This window comes from Vreelandella sp. H-I2, assembly GCF_052959335.1.
Genome location: NZ_JBRAMC010000001.1, coordinates 62,272 through 81,729 on the forward strand (window position 1 = coordinate 62,272; position 19,458 = coordinate 81,729).

At 55.0% G+C, this 19,458-nt stretch carries 18 protein-coding genes; 13 read left to right on the forward strand and 5 right to left on the reverse strand.

Features of this window, described 5'->3' with window-relative positions; genetic code table 11:
* Positions 1 to 50 precede the first annotated feature (50 nt).
* The 3 genes from clpA to ACUVOF_RS00315 all read right to left on the reverse strand — a co-directional run bounded on the left by clpA (position 51) and on the right by ACUVOF_RS00315 (position 5,258).
* Complete coding sequence (gene clpA / locus ACUVOF_RS00305) at positions 51 to 2,327, reverse strand: ATP-dependent Clp protease ATP-binding subunit ClpA (RefSeq protein WP_447042463.1); 2,277 nt, start codon at positions 2,325 to 2,327, stop codon at positions 51 to 53.
* A gap of 140 nt (positions 2,328 to 2,467) precedes the next feature.
* Positions 2,468 to 2,776, reverse strand: coding sequence for an ATP-dependent Clp protease adapter ClpS (gene clpS, locus ACUVOF_RS00310; RefSeq protein WP_447042464.1), 309 nt, complete (start codon positions 2,774 to 2,776; stop codon positions 2,468 to 2,470).
* A 247-nt stretch (positions 2,777 to 3,023) separates the two neighbouring features.
* Positions 3,024 to 5,258, reverse strand: a complete 2,235-nt coding sequence (locus tag ACUVOF_RS00315; protein WP_447042465.1) for an NADP-dependent isocitrate dehydrogenase — start codon at positions 5,256 to 5,258, stop codon at positions 3,024 to 3,026.
* A 177-nt stretch (positions 5,259 to 5,435) separates the two neighbouring features.
* Between ACUVOF_RS00315 and ACUVOF_RS00320 the strand changes: the two genes are divergently transcribed.
* From ACUVOF_RS00320 to ACUVOF_RS00360, 9 genes are all read left to right on the forward strand, one after another.
* Positions 5,436 to 6,047 carry a pseudouridine synthase gene (locus tag ACUVOF_RS00320; protein ID WP_447042466.1) on the forward strand — a complete coding sequence of 204 codons (612 nt, stop codon included), beginning with the start codon at positions 5,436 to 5,438 and terminating at the stop codon, positions 6,045 to 6,047.
* Positions 6,044 to 6,484, forward strand: a complete 441-nt coding sequence (locus ACUVOF_RS00325; protein WP_447042467.1) for an NUDIX hydrolase — start codon at positions 6,044 to 6,046, stop codon at positions 6,482 to 6,484. The genes ACUVOF_RS00320 and ACUVOF_RS00325 overlap by 4 nt, the downstream gene beginning before the upstream one ends.
* Before the next feature lie 100 nt (positions 6,485 to 6,584).
* The gene (gene mnmA / locus ACUVOF_RS00330) at positions 6,585 to 7,730 is read left to right on the forward strand and encodes a tRNA 2-thiouridine(34) synthase MnmA (RefSeq protein WP_447042468.1); all 1,146 of its coding nucleotides are present in this window, start codon (positions 6,585 to 6,587) and stop codon (positions 7,728 to 7,730) included.
* Complete coding sequence (hflD, locus tag ACUVOF_RS00335) at positions 7,727 to 8,368, forward strand: high frequency lysogenization protein HflD (protein WP_447042469.1); 642 nt, start codon at positions 7,727 to 7,729, stop codon at positions 8,366 to 8,368. Before mnmA ends, hflD begins: the two co-directional genes overlap by 4 nt.
* Positions 8,369 to 8,490: 122 nt before the next feature.
* Positions 8,491 to 9,876, forward strand: a complete 1,386-nt coding sequence (purB, locus tag ACUVOF_RS00340; RefSeq protein WP_447042470.1) for an adenylosuccinate lyase — start codon at positions 8,491 to 8,493, stop codon at positions 9,874 to 9,876.
* Positions 9,877 to 9,911: 35 nt separating this feature from the next.
* Entirely contained in the window at positions 9,912 to 11,102 is a 1,191-nt protein-coding gene (locus ACUVOF_RS00345; protein ID WP_447042471.1) for a JmjC domain-containing protein, read from the forward strand.
* The gene (locus ACUVOF_RS00350; protein WP_447042472.1) at positions 11,102 to 11,542 is read left to right on the forward strand and encodes a GNAT family N-acetyltransferase; all 441 of its coding nucleotides are present in this window, start codon (positions 11,102 to 11,104) and stop codon (positions 11,540 to 11,542) included. The genes ACUVOF_RS00345 and ACUVOF_RS00350 overlap by 1 nt, the downstream gene beginning before the upstream one ends.
* Before the next feature lie 507 nt (positions 11,543 to 12,049).
* Positions 12,050 to 13,648 (forward strand): isocitrate lyase, encoded by a 1,599-nt coding sequence (locus ACUVOF_RS00355; protein WP_447042473.1) that lies wholly within the window; start codon positions 12,050 to 12,052, stop codon positions 13,646 to 13,648.
* Between the two features lie 305 nt (positions 13,649 to 13,953).
* A complete protein-coding gene (locus ACUVOF_RS00360; protein ID WP_113270397.1) occupies positions 13,954 to 14,424 on the forward strand; it encodes an outer membrane lipoprotein in 471 nt (156 codons plus the stop codon).
* A 77-nt stretch (positions 14,425 to 14,501) separates the two neighbouring features.
* On the opposite strand, the gene ACUVOF_RS00365 is transcribed toward ACUVOF_RS00360, so the two are convergent.
* On the reverse strand, positions 14,502 to 14,783 hold the full coding sequence (locus ACUVOF_RS00365) for a hypothetical protein (protein WP_447042474.1): 282 nt from the start codon (positions 14,781 to 14,783) through the stop codon (positions 14,502 to 14,504).
* A 178-nt stretch (positions 14,784 to 14,961) separates the two neighbouring features.
* Between ACUVOF_RS00365 and ACUVOF_RS00370 the strand changes: the two genes are divergently transcribed.
* The gene (locus tag ACUVOF_RS00370) at positions 14,962 to 15,444 is read left to right on the forward strand and encodes an FKBP-type peptidyl-prolyl cis-trans isomerase (RefSeq protein WP_447042475.1); all 483 of its coding nucleotides are present in this window, start codon (positions 14,962 to 14,964) and stop codon (positions 15,442 to 15,444) included.
* Between the two features lie 83 nt (positions 15,445 to 15,527).
* On the opposite strand, the gene nikR is transcribed toward ACUVOF_RS00370, so the two are convergent.
* Entirely contained in the window at positions 15,528 to 15,929 is a 402-nt protein-coding gene (gene nikR, locus ACUVOF_RS00375) for a nickel-responsive transcriptional regulator NikR (protein ID WP_447042476.1), read from the reverse strand.
* Positions 15,930 to 16,061: 132 nt separating this feature from the next.
* On the opposite strand from nikR, the gene ACUVOF_RS00380 reads away from it, so the two are divergent.
* The 3 genes from ACUVOF_RS00380 to ACUVOF_RS00390 are packed head-to-tail and all read left to right on the forward strand — an operon-like array spanning position 16,062 to position 19,434.
* Entirely contained in the window at positions 16,062 to 17,666 is a 1,605-nt protein-coding gene (locus ACUVOF_RS00380; RefSeq protein ID WP_447042477.1) for an ABC transporter substrate-binding protein, read from the forward strand.
* Positions 17,657 to 18,637: an ABC transporter permease gene (locus ACUVOF_RS00385; protein ID WP_447042478.1), complete on the forward strand. Its 981-nt coding sequence runs from the start codon at positions 17,657 to 17,659 to the stop codon at positions 18,635 to 18,637. The genes ACUVOF_RS00380 and ACUVOF_RS00385 overlap by 10 nt, the downstream gene beginning before the upstream one ends.
* The gene (locus tag ACUVOF_RS00390; protein ID WP_447042479.1) at positions 18,634 to 19,434 is read left to right on the forward strand and encodes an ABC transporter permease; all 801 of its coding nucleotides are present in this window, start codon (positions 18,634 to 18,636) and stop codon (positions 19,432 to 19,434) included. Before ACUVOF_RS00385 ends, ACUVOF_RS00390 begins: the two co-directional genes overlap by 4 nt.
* Positions 19,435 to 19,458 lie beyond the last annotated feature (24 nt).

Below are 19,458 nucleotides of genomic sequence, written 5' to 3' on the forward strand. Positions count from 1 at the left end.
CGGCAACCACTATAATCAGGTGGTCGGCTCAGGCGGTCTTAGCGCCCTTTTCAGGGCGCATCGGCCATTTCAGCTTCTGTCGAAAGGTGTAATTCCCCCTCTTCCAGGCTGACATGAACAATCCCGCCGTGCTCTGCCAACTCGCCAAACAATATCATCTCGGCTAATGGCTTCTTCAGCTTCTCTTGAATGAGGCGCGCCATTGGGCGTGCACCCATGTCAGGATCGTAGCCTTTGTCGGCCAGCCAATCCCGCGCCATATCGTCCACATCCAGTTGAACACGTTTCTCATCCAGTTGCGCCTGCAGTTCGATCAAGAACTTGTCGACCACATTGCGCACCACAGAGACCGGTAACGCATGGAACTGGATAATGCCATCCAAACGGTTGCGGAACTCGGGCGAGAAGGTGCGACGAATCACTTCCATCGCATCAGTTGAGTGGTCTTGATGCTGGAAACCAATCGAACGGCGCGATGCCTGCTCAGCTCCGGCGTTAGAAGTCATGATGACGATAACGTGACGGAAGTCGGCTTCGCGCCCGTTATTATCCGTCAAGCGACCATGATCCATCACTTGCAACAGCAGGTTAAAGACTTCCGGGTGCGCCTTCTCAATCTCGTCCAACAGCAGCACACAGTGAGGTTGCTTAGTGACCGCTTCAGTTAACAGACCACCCTGGTCATAACCCACGTAACCAGGAGGCGCACCAATCAAACGCGATACGGTGTGACGCTCCATGTACTCGGACATATCAAAGCGTACCAGCTCAATGCCCATGATATGCGCAAGCTGCTTGGCCACTTCGGTTTTACCCACACCTGTCGGCCCGGCAAACAGGAAGCTACCGACGGGTTTGTCAGGCGATTTAAGCCCTGCCCGCGAAAGCTTAATGGCCGCAGAAAGGCTATCAATCGCTTCATCCTGACCAAAGACCAGCATTTTCAGATCACGGTCGAGCTTTTCAAGCAGCTTGCGATCGGAGCTTGAAACACTCTTCGGCGGAATACGCGCAATCGACGCCACCACGGCTTCCACTTGCTCAACGTCGATCGTTTTGGCACGCACTTCCGGCGGCAACAGACGCTGATGAGCACCCGCCTCATCAATCACATCAATCGCCTTGTCGGGCAGGAATCGATCATTGATGTAGCGATCTGCCAAACGCGCCGCACTTTCTAACGCGCCGTCGGTATATTTGAGCTCGTGGTGCTCTTCAAAGCGTGAACGCAAGCCTTTGAGGATCTTAATGGTGTCATCCACAGACGGCGCCAACACATCCACTTTTTGGAAGCGGCGTGCCAGGGCGCGATCTTTCTCGAAGATCCCGCGGAATTCTTGGAACGTTGTCGAGCCAATACAGCGCAGCTCGCCCGAGGAGAGCAGCGGCTTGAGCAGGTTAGACGCATCCATCACACCACCGGAGGCGGCACCGGCACCGATCACAGTATGAATCTCATCAATGAAGAGTACTGCGTTGGGCTGCTTGCGTAGTTCACTCAGCAGGCTCTTAAGGCGTTTTTCAAAATCACCGCGATACTTTGTGCCGGCCAGCAGCGCGCCCATATCCAGCGAGTACACCACCGCATCGGCGATGACATCAGGCACGTCTTCTTCGACAATTCGCTTGGCCAAGCCTTCGGCAATCGCGGTCTTACCCACGCCTGCCTCACCCACCAAGAGCGGGTTATTTTTACGCCGCCGCGCCAAAATTTGTACCACGCGCTCAAGCTCATGATCACGACCAATCAGCGGATCAATTTTTCCTAGCCGCGCCTGTTCATTCAAATTGGTGGCGTAGCCAGTAAGCGGATGCGCAGCGCCTTCACTGCCTCCCTCTTCTGCGTCTTCGCTTTCAGATGAGGACGGGGAAGGTGACGGACCGTGCCCAGCCACTTTAGAAATACCGTGGGCAATATAATTAACCGCATCAACGCGGGCGACACTTTGCTGTTTAAGGAAGTAAACCGCCTGACTCTCCTGCTCGGAGAAGATGGCTACCAGCACATTTGCACCGGATACCTCGCTTTTACCTGATGACTGGACGTGAAATACAGCACGCTGTAAAACGCGTTGGAAACCAAGCGTAGGCTGTGTTTCTCGATCACCCTGGCCTTCTGGGATCAGCGGGGTAGTCGAGTTAATAAAATCCTGCAGATCGGACCGCAGCTTGTCGAGGTTAGCCCCGCAGGCCTTCAGTACGTCTACCGCTGAGGCATTATCCAGCAACGCTAGCAGCAGGTGCTCAACGGTCATAAACTCATGGCGCTTGGAGCGCGCCACGGTAAAGGCCGTGTTCAGGGTCATTTCAAGTTCTTTGCTCAGCATGGCAGTCCCCTTTTCGCTACTACCTAGGGCGTATCGCCACCTAGGGCTTGACGTCGGATCAGTTTAATCGATCAATACTCTCAACATCGGGTACAAATGGCACGGTTGCAAGCCTCACCGCCAATTATTTCTCAACGTTTTTAATTGGCAGCCTCAATATCACTTATTAACGGATGCTCACACTCCCGGGCGTACTCGTTTACCTGATAACTTTTGGTTTCCGCTATATCGCGAGTAAACACGCCGCAAGTGCCCTTTCCTTGGGTATGTACCGCGAGCATGACCTGGACGGCCGTCTCGCTATCCATGTTGAAAAAACCTTGCAGTACTTCAATGACGAATTCCATCGGCGTGTAATCGTCGTTATGAAGCACCACCTTATAAAGTGGCGGCTGCGCCAGCGCTGGTTCCGCCGGCTGCACCGCTATATCATCATCTTCATCGGGCATACCAGGTCGCGTCATTCCCGCGTAAGCAGGCAAGTTGACCCAATATGAACTCTCTAGGTTGGACATAAGCAGCACGGTTGGTTGTCTCAAAGCTGACCGATAAAAGGGCCTAGATAAAAGACTCCTTTCTAAGACGCCCAAGATCAGCAAGGGTTCATGGAAAGTTCAAAATATCACACTGCAAAAGACATAAAACCCCCGCCCGCCAAGCGGACGGGGGTGACAGGGCTCATCAAAGAGTTCGCTGTTAGCCTTTCGCGACCAGTGCCAACGTTTCGTTAAGCGTTTTACTGGGACGCATCACTTTGCCCGTTAACGCATGGTCAGGGTGGTAGTAACCACCAATATCGGTAGGCTGGCCCTGCACACTATTAAGCTCATCGATAATGGTCGCTTCTTTGGCCTGCAACTGCTCAGTTAAGCGTCCAAATAGCGATTTCATCTCGCTATCGTCATTCTGTTCAGCCAAGGCTTCTGCCCAGTATAGCGCTAAATAGAAATGGCTACCGCGATTGTCGATTTCACCAACTTTGCGCGAAGGTGACTTGTTGCTGTCCAGGAACTTACCGTTAGCTTGATCAAGCGCTTTGGCCAGCATTTTCGCACGGGCGTTATCGAAAGTGCTGCCCAGGTGTTCAAGCGAGGCTGCCAAGGCCAGAAACTCCCCCAACGAATCCCAACGCAGGTGGTTCTCTTCCAACAACTGTTGAACGTGCTTGGGCGCTGAACCGCCCGCGCCGGTTTCGAACAGGCCACCGCCATTCATCAACGGTACGATTGAGAGCATTTTGGCGCTGGTGCCGAGCTCCATGATCGGAAACAGGTCGGTCAGATAATCGCGCAGTACGTTACCGGTGACGGAGATGGTGTCTTCGCCCTTACGGATACGCTCAAGCGAGAAACGCATCGCCTCTTCCGGCGCCATGATGCGAATATCCAGGCCATCAGTATCATGATCTTTCAAGTAGCGTTCTACTTTCTTGATCAACTGGGCATCGTGGGCGCGCTGGGCGTCCAGCCAGAAAATAGCAGGCGTGCCACTTTCGCGAGCACGATTCACGGCCAGTTTCACCCAATCGCGAACCGGAGCATCCTTGGTTTGGCACATACGCCAGATGTCGCCCTGCTCAACGCCGTGTTCAAGTACGACGTTGCCGTCTGTATCCGTAACACGCACCGTGCCGTCGGTGGGAATCTGGAACGTTTTATCGTGAGAGCCGTACTCTTCCGCTTTCTGCGCCATCAGGCCAACGTTAGGAACGCTACCCATGGTGGTCGGATCAAAGGCGCCGTGCTGCTTGCAGTCTTCGATCACGGTTTGGTAGATGCCTGCGTAGCAACGATCCGGAATGACCGCTTTGACGTCGTGAAGCTGGTCGTCGGCGCCCCACATTTTGCCGGAGTCGCGGATCATCGCTGGCATGGATGCATCGATAATCACATCGCTGGGTACGTGCAGGTTGGTAATACCCTTATGGGAGTTCACCATCGCCAGACGTGGACGCTCGGCATATAGCGCCTGGACGTCATTTTCAATCTCGGTTTGGCGCTGTTCCGGCAACGACTTAATCGCCGAGTAAAGGTCACCAATACCGTTATTGGGATCAAAGCCCGCCTGCTGCAAATCATCCGCATATTTGCTCAGCACGTCCTGATAAAATTCGCTGACCACCATGCCGAACATAATCGGATCAGAGACTTTCATCATGGTTGCTTTCAGGTGCAGCGAAAACAGCACGTCTTTGGCTTTCGCATCAGCGACTTCATCGGCCACAAAACGACGCAGCGCGTTACGGCTCATCACAGCACCATCGACCACTTCGCCTTCAAGCACAGACGTTTTCTGTTTAAGAACCTGGGTGCTGCCGTCTTTAGCCACCAACTCAATTTTAAGATCAGTGGCTTTTTCAATCAGTGCCGACTTTTCACTACCGTAAAAGTCACCTTCACTCATGTGCGCGACGTGGGATTTAGAATCGCTGCTCCACTCGCCCATACGGTGCGGGTATTTGCGGGCGTAGTTTTTAACCGACAGCGGGGCGCGGCGATCAGAGTTACCTTCCCGCAACACGGGATTAACGGCGCTGCCTTTGGTTTTGTCGTAACGCGCCTGAATGTCTTTCTCTTCATCATTTTTCGGCGCTTCCGGGTAGTCAGGAAGCTTGTAACCTTGCTGCTGTAGCTCTTTGATCACCGCCTTTAACTGGGGCAGTGAGGCACTGATATTGGGTAATTTGATGATATTAGCTTCTGGGGTCTTGGTCAGTTCACCAAGCTCTGCCAGATGATCGCCGATCTGTTGCTCTTCACTCAGGTAGTCGGGGAACTGAGAGATGATCCGAGCGGCCAGAGAAATATCACGCGTCTCTACCTGAATACCTGCAGAATCGGTGAATGCATCAATAATCGGCAACAGGGAGTGTGTCGCGAGCGCAGGGGCTTCGTCGGTGAGCGTGTAGATGATCTTCGGCGTTTTGGTCATTTTTGCGTTAACCTCTCTTGTCACTAAAATTGCAAGGAACCTGATTGCAAGGAATCTTGAGCGGAGCGCGAACTCAGCGATGTGCGCCCCAGCAGCTAGGCCGGAGTATACCAGCGCTGCACTTCATGCGCATGAGGGATGTACCGACACGCCAAGGGCAAAGAGTAACGAGATGTCATGAGCAACCTCTATTTATTGCACAAGCCTTTTCACGTATTGAGCCAGTTTAGTGACCGCGAAGGACGCCAAACGCTGGCTCACTATATTGATGTAAAAGATATTTATCCTGCCGGGCGGCTTGACTACGATTCTGAAGGCCTGCTGCTGCTCAGCGATGACGGCGAATTGATTCACCGCATTTCTCACCCGCGCCACAAGCAGCCCAAAACCTACTGGGCCCAACTCGAAGGACACATAGATGACGCAGCACTAAAGGCGCTGCGCCAGGGCATTGTGCTTAAAGACGGCCCAACACAGCCAGCCAAGGCGCGCAGGATAGCACCACCCGTTACCGCAACGCGCCAACCGGCCATCGACCCCAAGCGGCATCCATCGACCAGTTGGCTGGAGCTAACCATCAGTGAAGGCCGTAACCGCCAAGTAAGGCGCATGACAGCGCATGTCGGCTTTCCCACGCTGCGTTTGATTCGCACGGCGATTGGACCCTGGCGGTTAGATGATTTAATGCCTGGCGAGTGGCGTAAAGAAACATTACACGCCCCCCGGCCTGCCAATACGCACTCCCGTCAACGAGCACGACCCACCGCCAAACGCAGGAAGCCATTATGAACCTTATTCACAGCACGGCGGCCTGTGTTATTCAGCAGGGAGAACGCTACTTAATGGTGGAAGAACAGCGCGGTGGACCCACCAGTGTGTTTAACCAGCCCGCCGGGCATATCGAACCCGGCGAAGGCCCCATTGAGGCTGTTCTGCGTGAGGTTCAAGAAGAGACTGCCTGGCAGGTATCGCTCACCAGTTACCTTGGGCTGTATATTTTTCATACCGTTGGCGGGCAAACGTTCCATAGCCACGGCTTTATTGCCGAGCCACTTACCCCGCTCAACCTCCCTCTTGACCCCGATATCGTCGCCACGCACTGGCTTACACTTGAGCAGATTCGTGCCTTGGATCAACAGGCGCGGCTACGTAGCCCGCTAGTACTCAAACGTATCGAAGATGCTCTCAGCGGGCCTCGTTACCCCCTCAGTGTGATTCGTGAGTGATGTACTCAAAGCAAGCCCCTATCGTGTATAATCACCGCCCAATTGCACGTTGCTTTTTTGCACAGCGTTTTTTTGCACATTACTTCTACTGAGGATGCCTATGCCATCCACTACTGTGCCCAGCACTAACGGCAAAGTGATTGTCGGTATGTCCGGCGGCGTCGACTCATCCGTTTCTGCTCTTCTCCTCATGCAACAAGGCTATGAGGTGGAAGGCCTGTTTATGAAGAACTGGGATGAAGACGACGGCACCGAATACTGTACGGCCAAAGAGGATCTCGCCGACGCCGAGGCCGTTTGCGCCAAACTGGGCATCAAGCTGCACACCGCCAATTTCGCGGCAGAGTACTGGGATAACGTTTTCGAGCACTTTTTAGCCGAATACAAGGCAGGACGCACGCCCAACCCGGACATCCTGTGTAACCGGGAAATCAAGTTCAAGGTCTTCCTTGAGTACGCTGAAATGCTGGGCGCCGATAAAATCGCGACCGGGCATTACGTTCGTCAAGGGCAGGTTAGCCAGGGCGATGACGATGTTCGCCCACGTCTGCTTAAAGGGCTGGATGGCAACAAAGATCAAAGCTATTTCCTGCATGCGGTGCCGGAAGCCGCCATTGCCCGCACGCTGTTCCCCGTGGGTGAACTGGAAAAGCCTGCTGTGCGCGCGCTAGCCGAACAGTACGAGCTAATTACCGCCAAGAAAAAAGATTCCACCGGCATCTGTTTTATCGGCGAACGGCGCTTTCGCGACTTCCTGCAGCAGTACCTGCCCGCCCAGCCCGGCAAAATCGAAACACCTGAAGGAGATGTGATTGGCGATCATATGGGGCTGATGTACTACACCCTGGGCCAGCGCCAGGGGCTAGGCATTGGTGGGCTCGCCAACTACTCGGAAGAACCCTGGTACGTGGCAGCGAAGGATCTTGATCGCAATGTGCTCATCGCCGTGCAGGGTAAGCATGATCAACTGCTCTATTCAGATACGTTGGCGACTGAGGCGATGGATTGGGTGGCTGGCGAGCCGCCGGCTCAACAAGGCCGCTTCACTGCCAAGACACGCTACCGGCAAAGCGACTGCAGCTGTGAGATGCGGGTCCTGCCCGACGGCGGCGTTGAGGTCACGTTTGACGATCCCCAGTGGGCCGTTACCCCCGGTCAATCGTTGGTACTTTACGATGGCGACATTTGTTTAGGCGGCGGCGTGATTCGCGCCACTTGGAAAAAAGCCGCGGAGGCTGCTGCATGAATCCGACGACCCCGATTCATCGCGCCCCCGACTCGCCAGCAGCCCGCCAGGCGCTAGCCCTGGCAGGTGTCTTTCAAGCCGCCAGCCTGGTTGACGAACTCGCCCGCACGGGTCAGGTCGACCCGCGCGCCTGGGAAACACTGATTGAAGCCACGGTGGATACCAACCCCGAAAGCTTTGAAGCTATCTATGGTGGGCATCCCAATAATTTACGCCGCGGTCTGGATACTTTAGAAGCGCTGGTGGGACGTAAGCAGGCGAACCCCGTCGTACTTCGCTACGGTTTTTCGCTACTCCTGCTGATGAATAAGCTACGTACTAATAGCGACATGATGGATTCGCTCGGGCAACAGCTAACCCGTATTCAAGGCCAGGCCGAGCACTTCGGCACCACCCATGAAAATGTGATTGCTAGCCTAGGAGAGGCGTATCAAGAGACGATCTCCACTTTTAAAACCCGAATCGTGGTACAAGGCGACCCATCGCTGCTGCAAAGCCGCATGATGCCCGAGCGCGTGCGAGCCTGTTTAATGGCGGGTATTCGCTTTGGGTTATTGTGGCACCAGCAAGGCGGGCGTCGCTGGAAGCTGGTGTTCCAGCGCAAAGCGCTGCGCCGTGCGCTCGATAGCCTCAGCTAGATGCGCCCGTTCTCTCTCGCCTCATCTTGACCGACATGTTCTGGGCTAGCCTTATGTTGAACAGTCTGTTTTGAACAATCTATTTTGAACCATCTGCTCTCGAACTATCTGGAAACCATGCCATGCAACTCTCTGCTTTGACCGCTCTTTCTCCCGTTGACGGCCGCTACGCATCTAAAGCCGCCGCCCTGCGCGAACATTTCAGTGAATTCGGCCTGATTCGCGCCCGCGTGATTGTGGAAGTTCGCTGGCTGCAGCGTTTGGCCGAGCACAGCCAAATTACCGAAGTGCCGCCCCTCTCCGCGGAAGCCACGGCGTTTCTTGAGCGGTTAATCCGCGAGTTTTCGGTCACCGATGCCGAGCGGATCAAAGAAATCGAGCGCACCACCAATCACGACGTCAAAGCGGTTGAGTACTTCTTAAAAGAGAAGATAGCCGATCAGGCCGAGCTGCATGCGGTCACCGAGTTCATTCACTTTGCCTGCACCAGCGAAGATATCAACAACCTCTCCTACGGCGTGATGCTCAGCGACGGCCTTAACGCCATGCTGCCCACCATGCACGAAGTGGCTGACGAAATTGCCAAGCTGGCGATTGCCCATGCCGCCCAGCCGATGCTGTCGCGCACCCACGGTCAAACGGCTACCCCTACGACCTTGGGCAAGGAAATGGCCAACGTGGCCTATCGCCTCAAGCGACAGCTCAAGCAAATTGAAGCGGTGGAAGTGCTCGGCAAAATCAATGGCGCCGTGGGCAACTACAATGCCCACCTGACCACTTACCCAGAGATCGACTGGGAAGCCAATGCGCGCACCTTTGTGGAAGGCTTGGGGCTTACGTTTAATCCCTACACCACCCAGATTGAGCCCCACGATTATATCGCCGAGCTGTTCGATGCCATTTGCCGTTTCAACACCATTCTGATCGACTTTGATCGCGACGTATGGGGCTATATCTCGCTGGGCTACTTTAAGCAGCGCACGGTTGAGGGCGAGATTGGCTCCTCCACCATGCCGCATAAAGTCAATCCGATCGATTTTGAAAATTCCGAAGGCAACCTGGGTCTGGCCAATGCGGTTCTCAGCCATCTTGCCCAAAAACTGCCTATCTCACGCTGGCAGCGCGACCTGACCGACTCCACTGTGCTGCGCAATTTAGGGGTCGGCTTGGCTTATGGCTTGATTGCCTATCACGCCAGCCTGAAAGGCATCAGCAAGTTAGAAGCCAACCCCGAGCACTTAGACGCTGACCTGGATAATAGCTGGGAAGTGCTTGCCGAGCCGATCCAAACGGTAATGCGCCGCTACGGCATCGAAAAGCCCTATGAAAAACTCAAGCAATTGACCCGTGGCAAGCGCATTGACCAAGCGGGATTTGCTGCATTTATTGATACACTGGAACTGCCCAGCGAAGTCAAAACCGAGTTGAAGGCGCTCTCACCGGCCAACTATATTGGTAATGCCCAAGCGCAAGCCGAAGCACTCACACAACAGCTAAACGCTCTATAATTTCAATTGCTGTGACCACGACACCAGGATACGCCATGAACCATCACGATAAGCCGCTAACCTTGCTGGGCGATCTCACCGCTGCAGACTTCCTGGCCAATTACTGGCAGCAAAAGCCGCTGCTGATTCGTGGCGCAATACCGGATTTCATTAGCCCCATCGAGGCGGATGAGCTGGCGGGGCTCGCTTGCGAACCTGGCGTAGAGGCACGTTTGGTAGAGGAAGAGGGCCCGGATGGCCCTTGGCAGGTCTCCCACGGCCCCTTCGATGAAGCCACCTTCGAGCGGCTACCAGAAACCAACTGGAGCTTACTGGTTCAGGCGGTGGACCATTATGTCCCCTCGGTGGCTGCGCTAATGGATGAGTTTGATTTCCTTCCGCGCTGGCGGCTCGATGACGTAATGATCAGCTATGCACCTCCCGGTGGTAATGTGGGCGCACATATCGACCAATACGATGTCTTTTTACTCCAAGCCAGCGGTCACCGCCGCTGGCAATTGGGGGGCAAACTGACGGAAGATGCACCGATTATCTCAGGCATTGATCTACGTATTCTGAAAGAATTCACTGTCGAGCCTGACTCCGACTGGGTGCTTGACCCCGGCGACATGCTTTATCTTCCCCCCGGCTGGGCGCATCACGGCGTTAGCCAGAGCGATGATTGCATGACCATCTCGGTTGGTTTCCGCGCACCTTCCGCCGACGAAGCTATTACCTCTTACGCGGACTACTTGGGCGAGCAACTTCCTGCCTCAAAGCGTTACAGTGATGCAGGTATGGCGCCTGCTCAGCATACCGGCGAGCTGGATGACGCCGCCGTTGAGCGTATGCGTCAGCTAATTATGTCGACGCTTGATAACCCAACCCAAATCGCCCAGTGGTTTGGCCGGGTAATGACCCAGCCTAAATATGTCGATCAAGTGGTACCACTTGAAACGCCGCTAACCGAAACGGCGCTTGTTGCTCAACTACAAGAGGGCGAACCGCTCTATCATATGCCTGGCTCACGCTTTGCCTGGCGTAGCAACGCCAGCGGCACCACCCTATTCGTCGATGGTGATGGCCACGCCTGCTCGCCTGAACTAGCTCAACGCCTCGCCGACACCGCCCCGCTCTACGCCGACGAGCTGGAACTTGATGGTGCAGCGGCGCTTATTACACAGTTAGTCAATACCGGCAGCTTAGGCTTTATGGGCGATGAAGGTGATGACGACGAGGCGTATTAATGGCGATTACCCACATAAGTGTTGGTGACTGGGAGACACTCGGCCCGGCGGCCAGCGAGATCCGCCGAAAGGTGTTTATCGATGAGCAGAACGTGCCACAGGAAGAGGAGTGGGACGGGCTGGACCCCGAGTGTCTGCACTTTCTGGCCATGCTTGATGGGCAGCCAGTGGGCACCGCGCGCCTGCTGCCCGATGCACATATTGGCCGTGTCGCGGTGCTTGCTAACGCCCGTGGCACTGGCATTGGCGTACTGCTTATGCAAGCCGCCATTGAGGCGGCCCGCCATGCGGGCCATTCCAAGGTGGCCCTCAGCGCGCAGGTGCAAGCGCTGGCGTTTTATGAGCGGCTGGGCTTTGTTGCCCACGGCGATGAGTTTTTGGATGCGGGCATCCCTCACCGAGAAATGACACTTTCGCTTACTCCATTGCAAGTTAACTAAAAGCAGGATCGGAATTAGCTTGAAGCGGGGGTCTTTCGCCATGGATGGCGAAAGTAGCGCCCATGGAAGGGTTCACAGCGCCCCCGCAGAGAGCTGTTCCGATCCGACTGCTCTTAAAACGACATAGCACTGCCCCGGCAGTGCTTTTTTATGCCCCTCTTATAACCCCCTCTGACGAAAAACCACTACACAAACCCACCGATTTCTCCCCTCGCTGTAGTCGGGTTACAACCCCCTGTGACCCGAAGTGTCAATTGTTGAATGCGCCATCCTCGTGGATAGTTATTGCATTGCAGCGTTAAGGCGATTGGGTCGATATACCTAGCCCGCAACGCTGTAGCAGGTATCTCTAGTCATGCTGTGTCTGGGCGCCAAGACGATTGGTTAAGAGACGATAAGGCTAGAGACACAGCCACAGAATTCAATGATGCTAAACACAGCTTCGCAGGTGCAGCATAAGCAAGTGCTGATTTGCGAAACTCACTCCAGACCAAAGAGGGTAAGCTCATGTCAGGACTGCTCGAAGATATCAAAGCCATGGCGCAACTGCGCGAAGCACAAGCTGGCAAATGGGAAGCTATTAAACCTGAATACGCCGCCCGTATGCGCGCTCAAAACCGCTTTCACACCGGCTTGGACATTGCTCGCTACACCGCCAAGGTAATGCGCGAAGACATGGCTGCTTACGATGCTGATACCGCACAGTACACTCAGTCGCTGGGTTGCTGGCATGGCTTTATTGGTCAGCAGAAGCTTATTTCGATTAAAAAGCATTTTGGCACCACTAAACGTAGCTACCTTTATCTTTCTGGCTGGATGGTCGCTGCGCTTCGCTCTGAGTTCGGCCCGCTGCCTGATCAATCAATGCACGAAAAAACCTCTGTCGCCAACCTGATCGAAGAGCTCTACACCTTCTTAAAGCAAGCCGACGCATGGGAGCTTAACCATCTGTTTCGTGCTCTCGATGACGCCAAAGAGGCTGGCGATAGCGGCAAAGAGCAGGAACTGATCAGCAAAATCGATAACTATGAAACCCATATCGTGCCGATTATTGCTGATATTGACGCAGGCTTTGGTAACGCAGAAGCCACTTACTTGCTGGCCAAGAAGTTTATCCAAGCGGGTGCCTGCTGCATCCAGCTGGAAAACCAGGTTTCTGACGAGAAGCAGTGTGGACATCAGGACGGTAAAGTCACCGTACCCCATGAGGACTTCCTGGCCAAAATCAACGCCGTACGTTATGCCTTTCTGGAACTCGGCATTGAAGATGGCGTTATCGTGGCGCGTACCGACTCGCTCGGTGCTGGTTTGACGCAAAAAATTGCCGTCACCAATGAGCCAGGCGATCTGGGCGATCAGTACAACAGCTTCCTGGATGGCGATGTGATTGAAAACGCCGCCGATATCAATAACGGTGACGTGGTCATCAAGCAGAACGGCAAACTGGTTAAACCCAAGCGCCTCGCGTCAGGCTTATACCAGTTCAAACCAGGCACTGGCGAAGACCGCGTGATTCTTGACTGCATCACCAGCCTGCAAAACGGCGCAGACCTGCTGTGGATCGAAACCGAAAAGCCCCACGTTGGCCAAATCGCCAGTATGGTTAACCGAATTCGCGATGTCGTACCGGATGCCAAACTGGTTTATAACAACTCACCGTCGTTCAACTGGACGCTGAACTTCCGTCAGCAGGTGTTCGATGCGTGGCAGGAAGAGGGTAAAGATGTCTCGGCTTACCAGCGTGACAAGCTAATGAGTGCCGAATACGACGACACCGAACTTGGCCAGTTGGCTGACGAATGGACGCGCAATTTCCAGCGCGACTCTTCTCGCGAAGCGGGCATTTTCCACCACTTAATCACCCTGCCGACCTACCATACTGCCGCCCTGTCTACCGACAACCTGGCGAAAGGCTACTTCGGCGACGAAGGAATGCTGGCTTATGTAAAAGGCGTACAGCGCCAGGAAATTCGCCAGGGAATCGCCACGGTACGCCACCAGGATATGGCGGGCTCCAATATCGGTGATGACCATAAAGAGTTTTTCCACGGTGACGCCGCGCTCAAGGCTGGTGGCAAAGATAACACCATGAACCAGTTTGGCTAATGGCTAGGCCTTATAGGGCCTAACACACCTAACCAACTCTGCAACAGGAGGCCTCTCGGCCTCCTGTTTTGCTTGCCTCATATATTTGCACACTGTTTTCTTAATACGCTGTTACACTCTCGGTTAAGCTATTCCTAGCTATTTATTTTGACAGCTTTGATCTTTTCAGACGTTTGCTGGTCAAAAATGTTAACATCAGTTATCTTTAACGAACACCGTTCTATAACTGCTACCGTTCCACTGACTGCCATGCGGATGGCCGTGATGGGAACGACAGTAAACCAATAAATGCCCTGGAGGTTTTAATGAAACGTCTTCTTCTACCGGCTGTAGCCTTAAGCATTCTCACGCTGGCTGGGTGTGCTAACACCTCGGGCTACTCGGGTGATGTCTATCGCGGCAGCCAAGCAAAGACGGGCCAAAGCGTTACTTACGGCACTATCGTGGCGATTCGTCCGGTACAGATTCAAGCTGAAAGCCGTGCTGGTGGCCTGTTGGGCAGTGGCGGCGGCGCCGTTATCGGTGGTCTTTTAGGTAGCCAAGTGGGTGGCGGCTCAGGCCGTCAGCTAGCCACGGTTGCAGGCGCCCTGGGTGGTGCGGTGGCAGGCACAGCAACGGAAGATGCCGCTAACCGCGTCGATGCACTAGAAATGGAAATACGTCGTGATGACGGCACCGATGTGGTCGTTGTTCAGCGTGCAGACCGACAGTTCCAGGCCGGTCAGCGAGTACGCTTGATTGGTAACGGCGCCAGCATGAGCGTAGCGCCGTATTAATTAGCTGTTTGTTAGCGCCTTAATGCAAAAAAGCCCGGTCATTTTATAAATGACCGGGCTTTTTAATAAACATTAATTTAGCGGTGAGTCTTGTTGCCTGCCCAGCTGACCAATGCCATGACGCCCCAGCCAATTAAGCCCAGCAGTAAAACCACCAGTAGCATATCTACCGGCTGAACCAATGTGGTCGCCCCCAATATGGCGAGCGTTATCACCCATAAGTAGCGGTTATTACCATGGCTTTTTAGGAAGCTGGGCAATAGCTTATCCAACCCCTGACTGACCCCACTATTCCAGCGCTGATAAACAAAGTAAGCAATCAGGCAAAACGCGATAAGCCAAATAATCAATACTGTCATAACGAGCTCCCATGGAGGATAGGGCAAAGGGAAAAAATGATGGACGTAGGGTATCTCTGGTCATCCTGGTGCGCAACACCGTCAAAGGTGGTGGATAGGAAAAAGCGCCGCTACCCCCTGACAAGTCGGCAAACACGCGTTACCATATTGGGACATGCACTCACCGAAAGGTTATTCCATGCAAATTGCGCAAAACTCGGTTGTCGCGTTCCACTACACCTTGACTAACGATGAAGGTGAAGTGCTGGACAGTTCTGAAGGCCGTGAGCCGCTAACCTATCTCCATGGTGCCGGTAATATTATCCCGGGCCTTGAGAAAGAGCTGGAAGGCCATGCAGCTGGTGAAAAGTTGAACGTTAGCGTTTCGCCGGAAGAAGGTTATGGCGAGCTGCAAGAGCAGCTAATGCAAGAAGTACCGCGCGATGCGTTCCAAGGCGTTGAAAGCATTGAGCCGGGCATGCAGTTCCAAGCCCAGACTCAAGGTGGCCCGCTGATGGTTACCGTGAAGAAAGTCGAAGGCGATACCGTCGTTGTTGACGGCAATCACCCGCTCGCAGGCCAGAAGCTCAACTTTGATGTTGAGATCGCTGAAGTACGTGAAGCGAGTGCTGAAGAAGTCGAGCACGGCCATGTACACGGCGAAGGCGGCGTTGAGCACTAAGAGGCTCTCGCTACCAACCAGAAAAGGTGACCTACGGGTTACCTTTTTATGCGTTACCGTTTTATGCCCTAACGGTAACGCCCTTACTCATCGGGTATCAGCACTAGCTGCCCATGACGAACGCTTCGCGACGACGTAACTTCAGCGGCAAACTGTTTGAGCGCGTTCCCCTGCCCTTTAAGCAACGCCACTTCCAGGCAGCTATCGGCGTTAATATGCACATGCAAGGTCGAAAGCGTGAGGTCATGATGATCATGTGAGTGACGCGTTAAGCGCTTGGATAGCTCGCGAGCGGCATGATCGTAGACATATACCAGCGCCCCCATGCAAGGCGCCTCCGGTGCAACTTCTTCTCTCACTTGCTTTAAACCACTGCGGGTCAAGTCGCGAATCGCCTCTGAGCGGTTTTGATAGCCACGCTCTTTCATCAACGCATCGACGTCTGCCAATAGCTCTTCATCAAGCGTCACCGTTATGCGCTGCATTCAACCTCCTGTGCTGATTAACTTTCCTGTTCTGTTTAACCTTCATGCGCTGATTAACCTTCATGTGCTGCCTGTACCGCCAGTATGATGTTATTCTAAAAACATCATACTCGTAGCATAAAGGATCAAGCGATGGCTGTGCCAACTCGGCCTATCTTACTGGGTATTGCGCTAAGTTGCTTAGCCAGTAGTTGTCTACTCATCGCTAGCAACGCACAGGCAAAAGAACAGCTAATTTTGGCGATTGGCGGCGAACCCGAACAGGGCTTTGATCCGCTGTTGGGCTGGGGGCAGTACGGCAATCCGCTGTTTCAATCGACATTACTCTCACGAGACAACGATCTTTCACCACAACCAGAGCTGGCCACTGAGTGGTCACTTTCTGAAGATCGCCTCACCTGGACATTGGCCCTGCGCGACGACGCACGCTTTTCCGATGGAACCTCACTGACCGCGGCTGATGTGGCTTACACGTTCAATACAGCGGCGCAGGCGGGTGGTCGTGCAGATCTTAGTGCACTTGCTGAAGCAGCAGCTGTAGATGAAAAGACTGTCACGCTTCGCCTCCACTCCCCGCGCATTACTTTTATTGATCAGTTACTGACCCTTGGCATCGTGCCCCATGCCAAGCGTAAAAACGGCTATAACGATGCCTATGGTCGCCACCCCCTGGGTTCTGGGCCCTACCAGTTGGTCGAGTGGCAGGAAGGCGAGCAGTTAATTGTTGAACGCAACCCATATTTCTATGGCCCTTCCCCCGCTTTTGACCGCCTGGTATTTCTGTTTACCGGCGAAGACGCCACGCTGAGTGCAGCTCATGCCGGTCAGGCAGATATTGCCGCCATTCCACCAGCATTGGCGGCCAATGTGCCGGCACACATGCAGCGCGTAATCATGCAGAGCGTCGATAACCGCGGCATTCTTTTTCCCATACAGCCGAGTAATGGCGAGCATGCGGCCTCTGGCGCGCAGATTGGTAACGATGTCACGGCAGATCCCGCCATCCGTCAGGCGATCAATTTAGCCGTCGATCGCGATATGCTGGTTGACGTGGCCCTGCACGGTTTTGGTCGCCCAGCCTTTGGCCCGGCCGACGGGCTTCCTTGGAGTAGTGATGAAGAGCGCGTAGATGCACCTGATCTTGCCCAAGCGAAGGATATACTCGATACCGCTGGCTGGGAGTTGCACGACGATGGCCTGCGCTATAAGGAGGGCCTGCCCGCTCGCTTTCGGCTTACCTACCCCTCAAGCGATACCACCCGGCAACTGCTCACCGAAGTGAGCGCCGAGATGGTTCGCCCACTGGGCATCGAGATGCAGCCAACGGGCCGCCACTGGGATGACATCCAGCGTCATGCCTTACACCAAGACGCTATTCTATTTGGCTTTGGTAGCCACAGTTCTCAAGAGGTTTACTACCTTTTCCACAGCCAGCACGCCGGCAACGGTTACTACAATAGCGGCTTTTACGCCAACCCCGAGGTGGACGCCCACCTGGATGCCGCCCAGGCAGCGCCTAATACCGAACAGGCCAACCGCCACTGGCAGGCCGCTCAGTGGGACGGCACCACCGGTTACGGCTTGCGAGGAGACGCTAGCTGGGCCTGGCTGGTCAATCTGGAGCATGTCTATTTTGCCGACACTTGCCTGGATGTAGGCGAGCTGGGCGTAGCACCCCACGGCCATGGCTGGCCCATCACGGCCAATCTGCTTGAGTGGCGCTGGACATGCGATTGATACCGAGCATTGCTAAGCGCCTAGGCCGCCTGGTGCTGGTACTGCTGTGCGTCGCGCTGGTGTCGTTTGGGCTCATGATGGTCTCACCCATTGATCCGGTGGATGCCTATTTAGGCCCACAGGTGGCTCAGGTCAGCCCCGAGCAGCGCACGCTGATTGCCGAGCGCTGGGGATTTGATGCGCCTCCCGCCGTACAATTTAGCCACTGGCTGCGTCAATTGGCGAGCGGTGACCTGGGCTGGAGCCATGTGTATAACCAGCCGGTTAGCGAGGTGATCGGCCAGCGTTTTCAACGCTCCATTGTGCTGCTGGCAGGCGCGTGGCTCGTCTCGGCACTGTTGGGGTTTGCACTGGGCGTCATGGCGGGTGCAAAAGAAGGCTCGCCGCTGGATAACGTGATCAGCACCTACGCTTATTTAACCGCTTCCACGCCTGCCTTTTGGCTGGCCATGCTCGCCGTGCTGCTGTTTTCAGTCACGCTGGGGTGGGCACCTACCTGCTGCGCTGGCCCGGCCGGTGTGTTGGATCAAGATGTCACCCTCGCCACACGACTGCATCACTTAGTGCTACCGGTCACCACACTGGCGCTGCTGGGGATCGCCAACATTACCCTGCACACCCGCACCCGAATGCTTGCTCTCATGCGCTCAGACATTGCGATCCACGCCTTCGCCCAAGGCGCCAGCCGATTCGATGTCGCCTGGCGGCACGGCCTCCGTCACGCCAGTTTACCGGCGGTAACGCTAGCGTTCGCAACACTGGGGGAGCTTTTCGGCGGCTCTATTCTGATCGAGCAAGTATTTGCCTACCCTGGCTTGGGGCAAGCCACCGTGGCCGCGGGCCTGCGCAGTGATATTCCGCTGCTGCTGGGGATTGCCCTGTTTACCGCCCTGTTTGTCAGCATCGGCAACCTACTTGCCGATACGCTGTATGGTGTTATCGACCCACGCCTTACGACAGGTGGTTCATGACCGCTGCCCAGCCGCGCCTACGCGCAATGCTCAGCCTGAGCATCACCGCTGTGTTTATCGTAGCGCTTATCGCCAGCCAGTGGCTGTTGGCCGATACCGCTCAACGGATGCAGTTTGACGCTCGCTTGGCCCCGCCGAGCCTTGAACACTGGCTGGGCACCGATGCTCTAGGCCGGGAACTATGGGCGCGCACCCTGGCCGGGTTGGCCCTCAGTTTTTGGGTGGGCTGCCTGGCCGCGCTGCTGAGCACTTTGATTGCGCTGAGCTTGGCGGCGCTAGCCACGCTCTCGGCACGGCTGGATGCGCTGGTGAGCCTACTGATTGATACGCTGCTGAGTGTCCCACATCTGATTCTATTGATGCTGATCGCCTTTGCGCTGGGCGGTGGCACCCAGGCAGTGATCATTGCCGTGGCGGTGACCCACTGGCCAAGCCTTGCCCGAGTGCTGCGCGCCGAACTGTGGCAGTTGCGGCAAGCCCCCTATGTACGCATTTCGCGAGCGCTCGGCAAGTCGCGCTGGTTTTTGCTCCACGGCCACCTACTTCCCCATCTGCTTCCTCACTGTCTGGTGGGTGCCCTGCTGCTGTTCCCCCACGCCATTTTGCACGAAGCCGCCTTGACCTTTCTGGGCTTCGGCTTAAGCCCCAGCCAACCGGCTATTGGCGTACTGCTGGCCGAGGCAATGCGCTACTTGAACGGCGGGTACTGGTGGTTAGGAGTATTTCCGGGTTTAGGTCTGTTACTCATGGTGCTGATGTTCGAGCGCCTTTCCAGCCACCTGCGCCGTGCGCTTTAACGCTATTAAGCAAACCATTGATGG

Excerpts from the sequence above, each read along its gene's own strand:
- clpA (WP_447042463.1), bottom strand. The coding sequence starts at position 2,327 with ATGCTGAGCAAAGAACTTGAAATGACCCTGAACACGGCCTTTACCGTG.
- clpS (WP_447042464.1), bottom strand. The coding sequence starts at position 2,776 with ATGCCCGATGAAGATGATGATATAGCGGTGCAGCCGGCGGAACCAGCG.
- ACUVOF_RS00315 (WP_447042465.1), bottom strand. The coding sequence starts at position 5,258 with ATGACCAAAACGCCGAAGATCATCTACACGCTCACCGACGAAGCCCCT.
- ACUVOF_RS00320 (WP_447042466.1), top strand. The coding sequence starts at position 5,436 with ATGAGCAACCTCTATTTATTGCACAAGCCTTTTCACGTATTGAGCCAG.
- ACUVOF_RS00325 (WP_447042467.1), top strand. The coding sequence starts at position 6,044 with ATGAACCTTATTCACAGCACGGCGGCCTGTGTTATTCAGCAGGGAGAA.
- mnmA (WP_447042468.1), top strand. The coding sequence starts at position 6,585 with ATGCCATCCACTACTGTGCCCAGCACTAACGGCAAAGTGATTGTCGGT.
- hflD (WP_447042469.1), top strand. The coding sequence starts at position 7,727 with ATGAATCCGACGACCCCGATTCATCGCGCCCCCGACTCGCCAGCAGCC.
- purB (WP_447042470.1), top strand. The coding sequence starts at position 8,491 with ATGCAACTCTCTGCTTTGACCGCTCTTTCTCCCGTTGACGGCCGCTAC.
- ACUVOF_RS00345 (WP_447042471.1), top strand. The coding sequence starts at position 9,912 with ATGAACCATCACGATAAGCCGCTAACCTTGCTGGGCGATCTCACCGCT.
- ACUVOF_RS00350 (WP_447042472.1), top strand. The coding sequence starts at position 11,102 with ATGGCGATTACCCACATAAGTGTTGGTGACTGGGAGACACTCGGCCCG.
- ACUVOF_RS00355 (WP_447042473.1), top strand. The coding sequence starts at position 12,050 with ATGTCAGGACTGCTCGAAGATATCAAAGCCATGGCGCAACTGCGCGAA.
- ACUVOF_RS00360 (WP_113270397.1), top strand. The coding sequence starts at position 13,954 with ATGAAACGTCTTCTTCTACCGGCTGTAGCCTTAAGCATTCTCACGCTG.
- ACUVOF_RS00365 (WP_447042474.1), bottom strand. The coding sequence starts at position 14,783 with ATGACAGTATTGATTATTTGGCTTATCGCGTTTTGCCTGATTGCTTAC.
- ACUVOF_RS00370 (WP_447042475.1), top strand. The coding sequence starts at position 14,962 with ATGCAAATTGCGCAAAACTCGGTTGTCGCGTTCCACTACACCTTGACT.
- nikR (WP_447042476.1), bottom strand. The coding sequence starts at position 15,929 with ATGCAGCGCATAACGGTGACGCTTGATGAAGAGCTATTGGCAGACGTC.
- ACUVOF_RS00380 (WP_447042477.1), top strand. The coding sequence starts at position 16,062 with ATGGCTGTGCCAACTCGGCCTATCTTACTGGGTATTGCGCTAAGTTGC.
- ACUVOF_RS00385 (WP_447042478.1), top strand. The coding sequence starts at position 17,657 with ATGCGATTGATACCGAGCATTGCTAAGCGCCTAGGCCGCCTGGTGCTG.
- ACUVOF_RS00390 (WP_447042479.1), top strand. The coding sequence starts at position 18,634 with ATGACCGCTGCCCAGCCGCGCCTACGCGCAATGCTCAGCCTGAGCATC.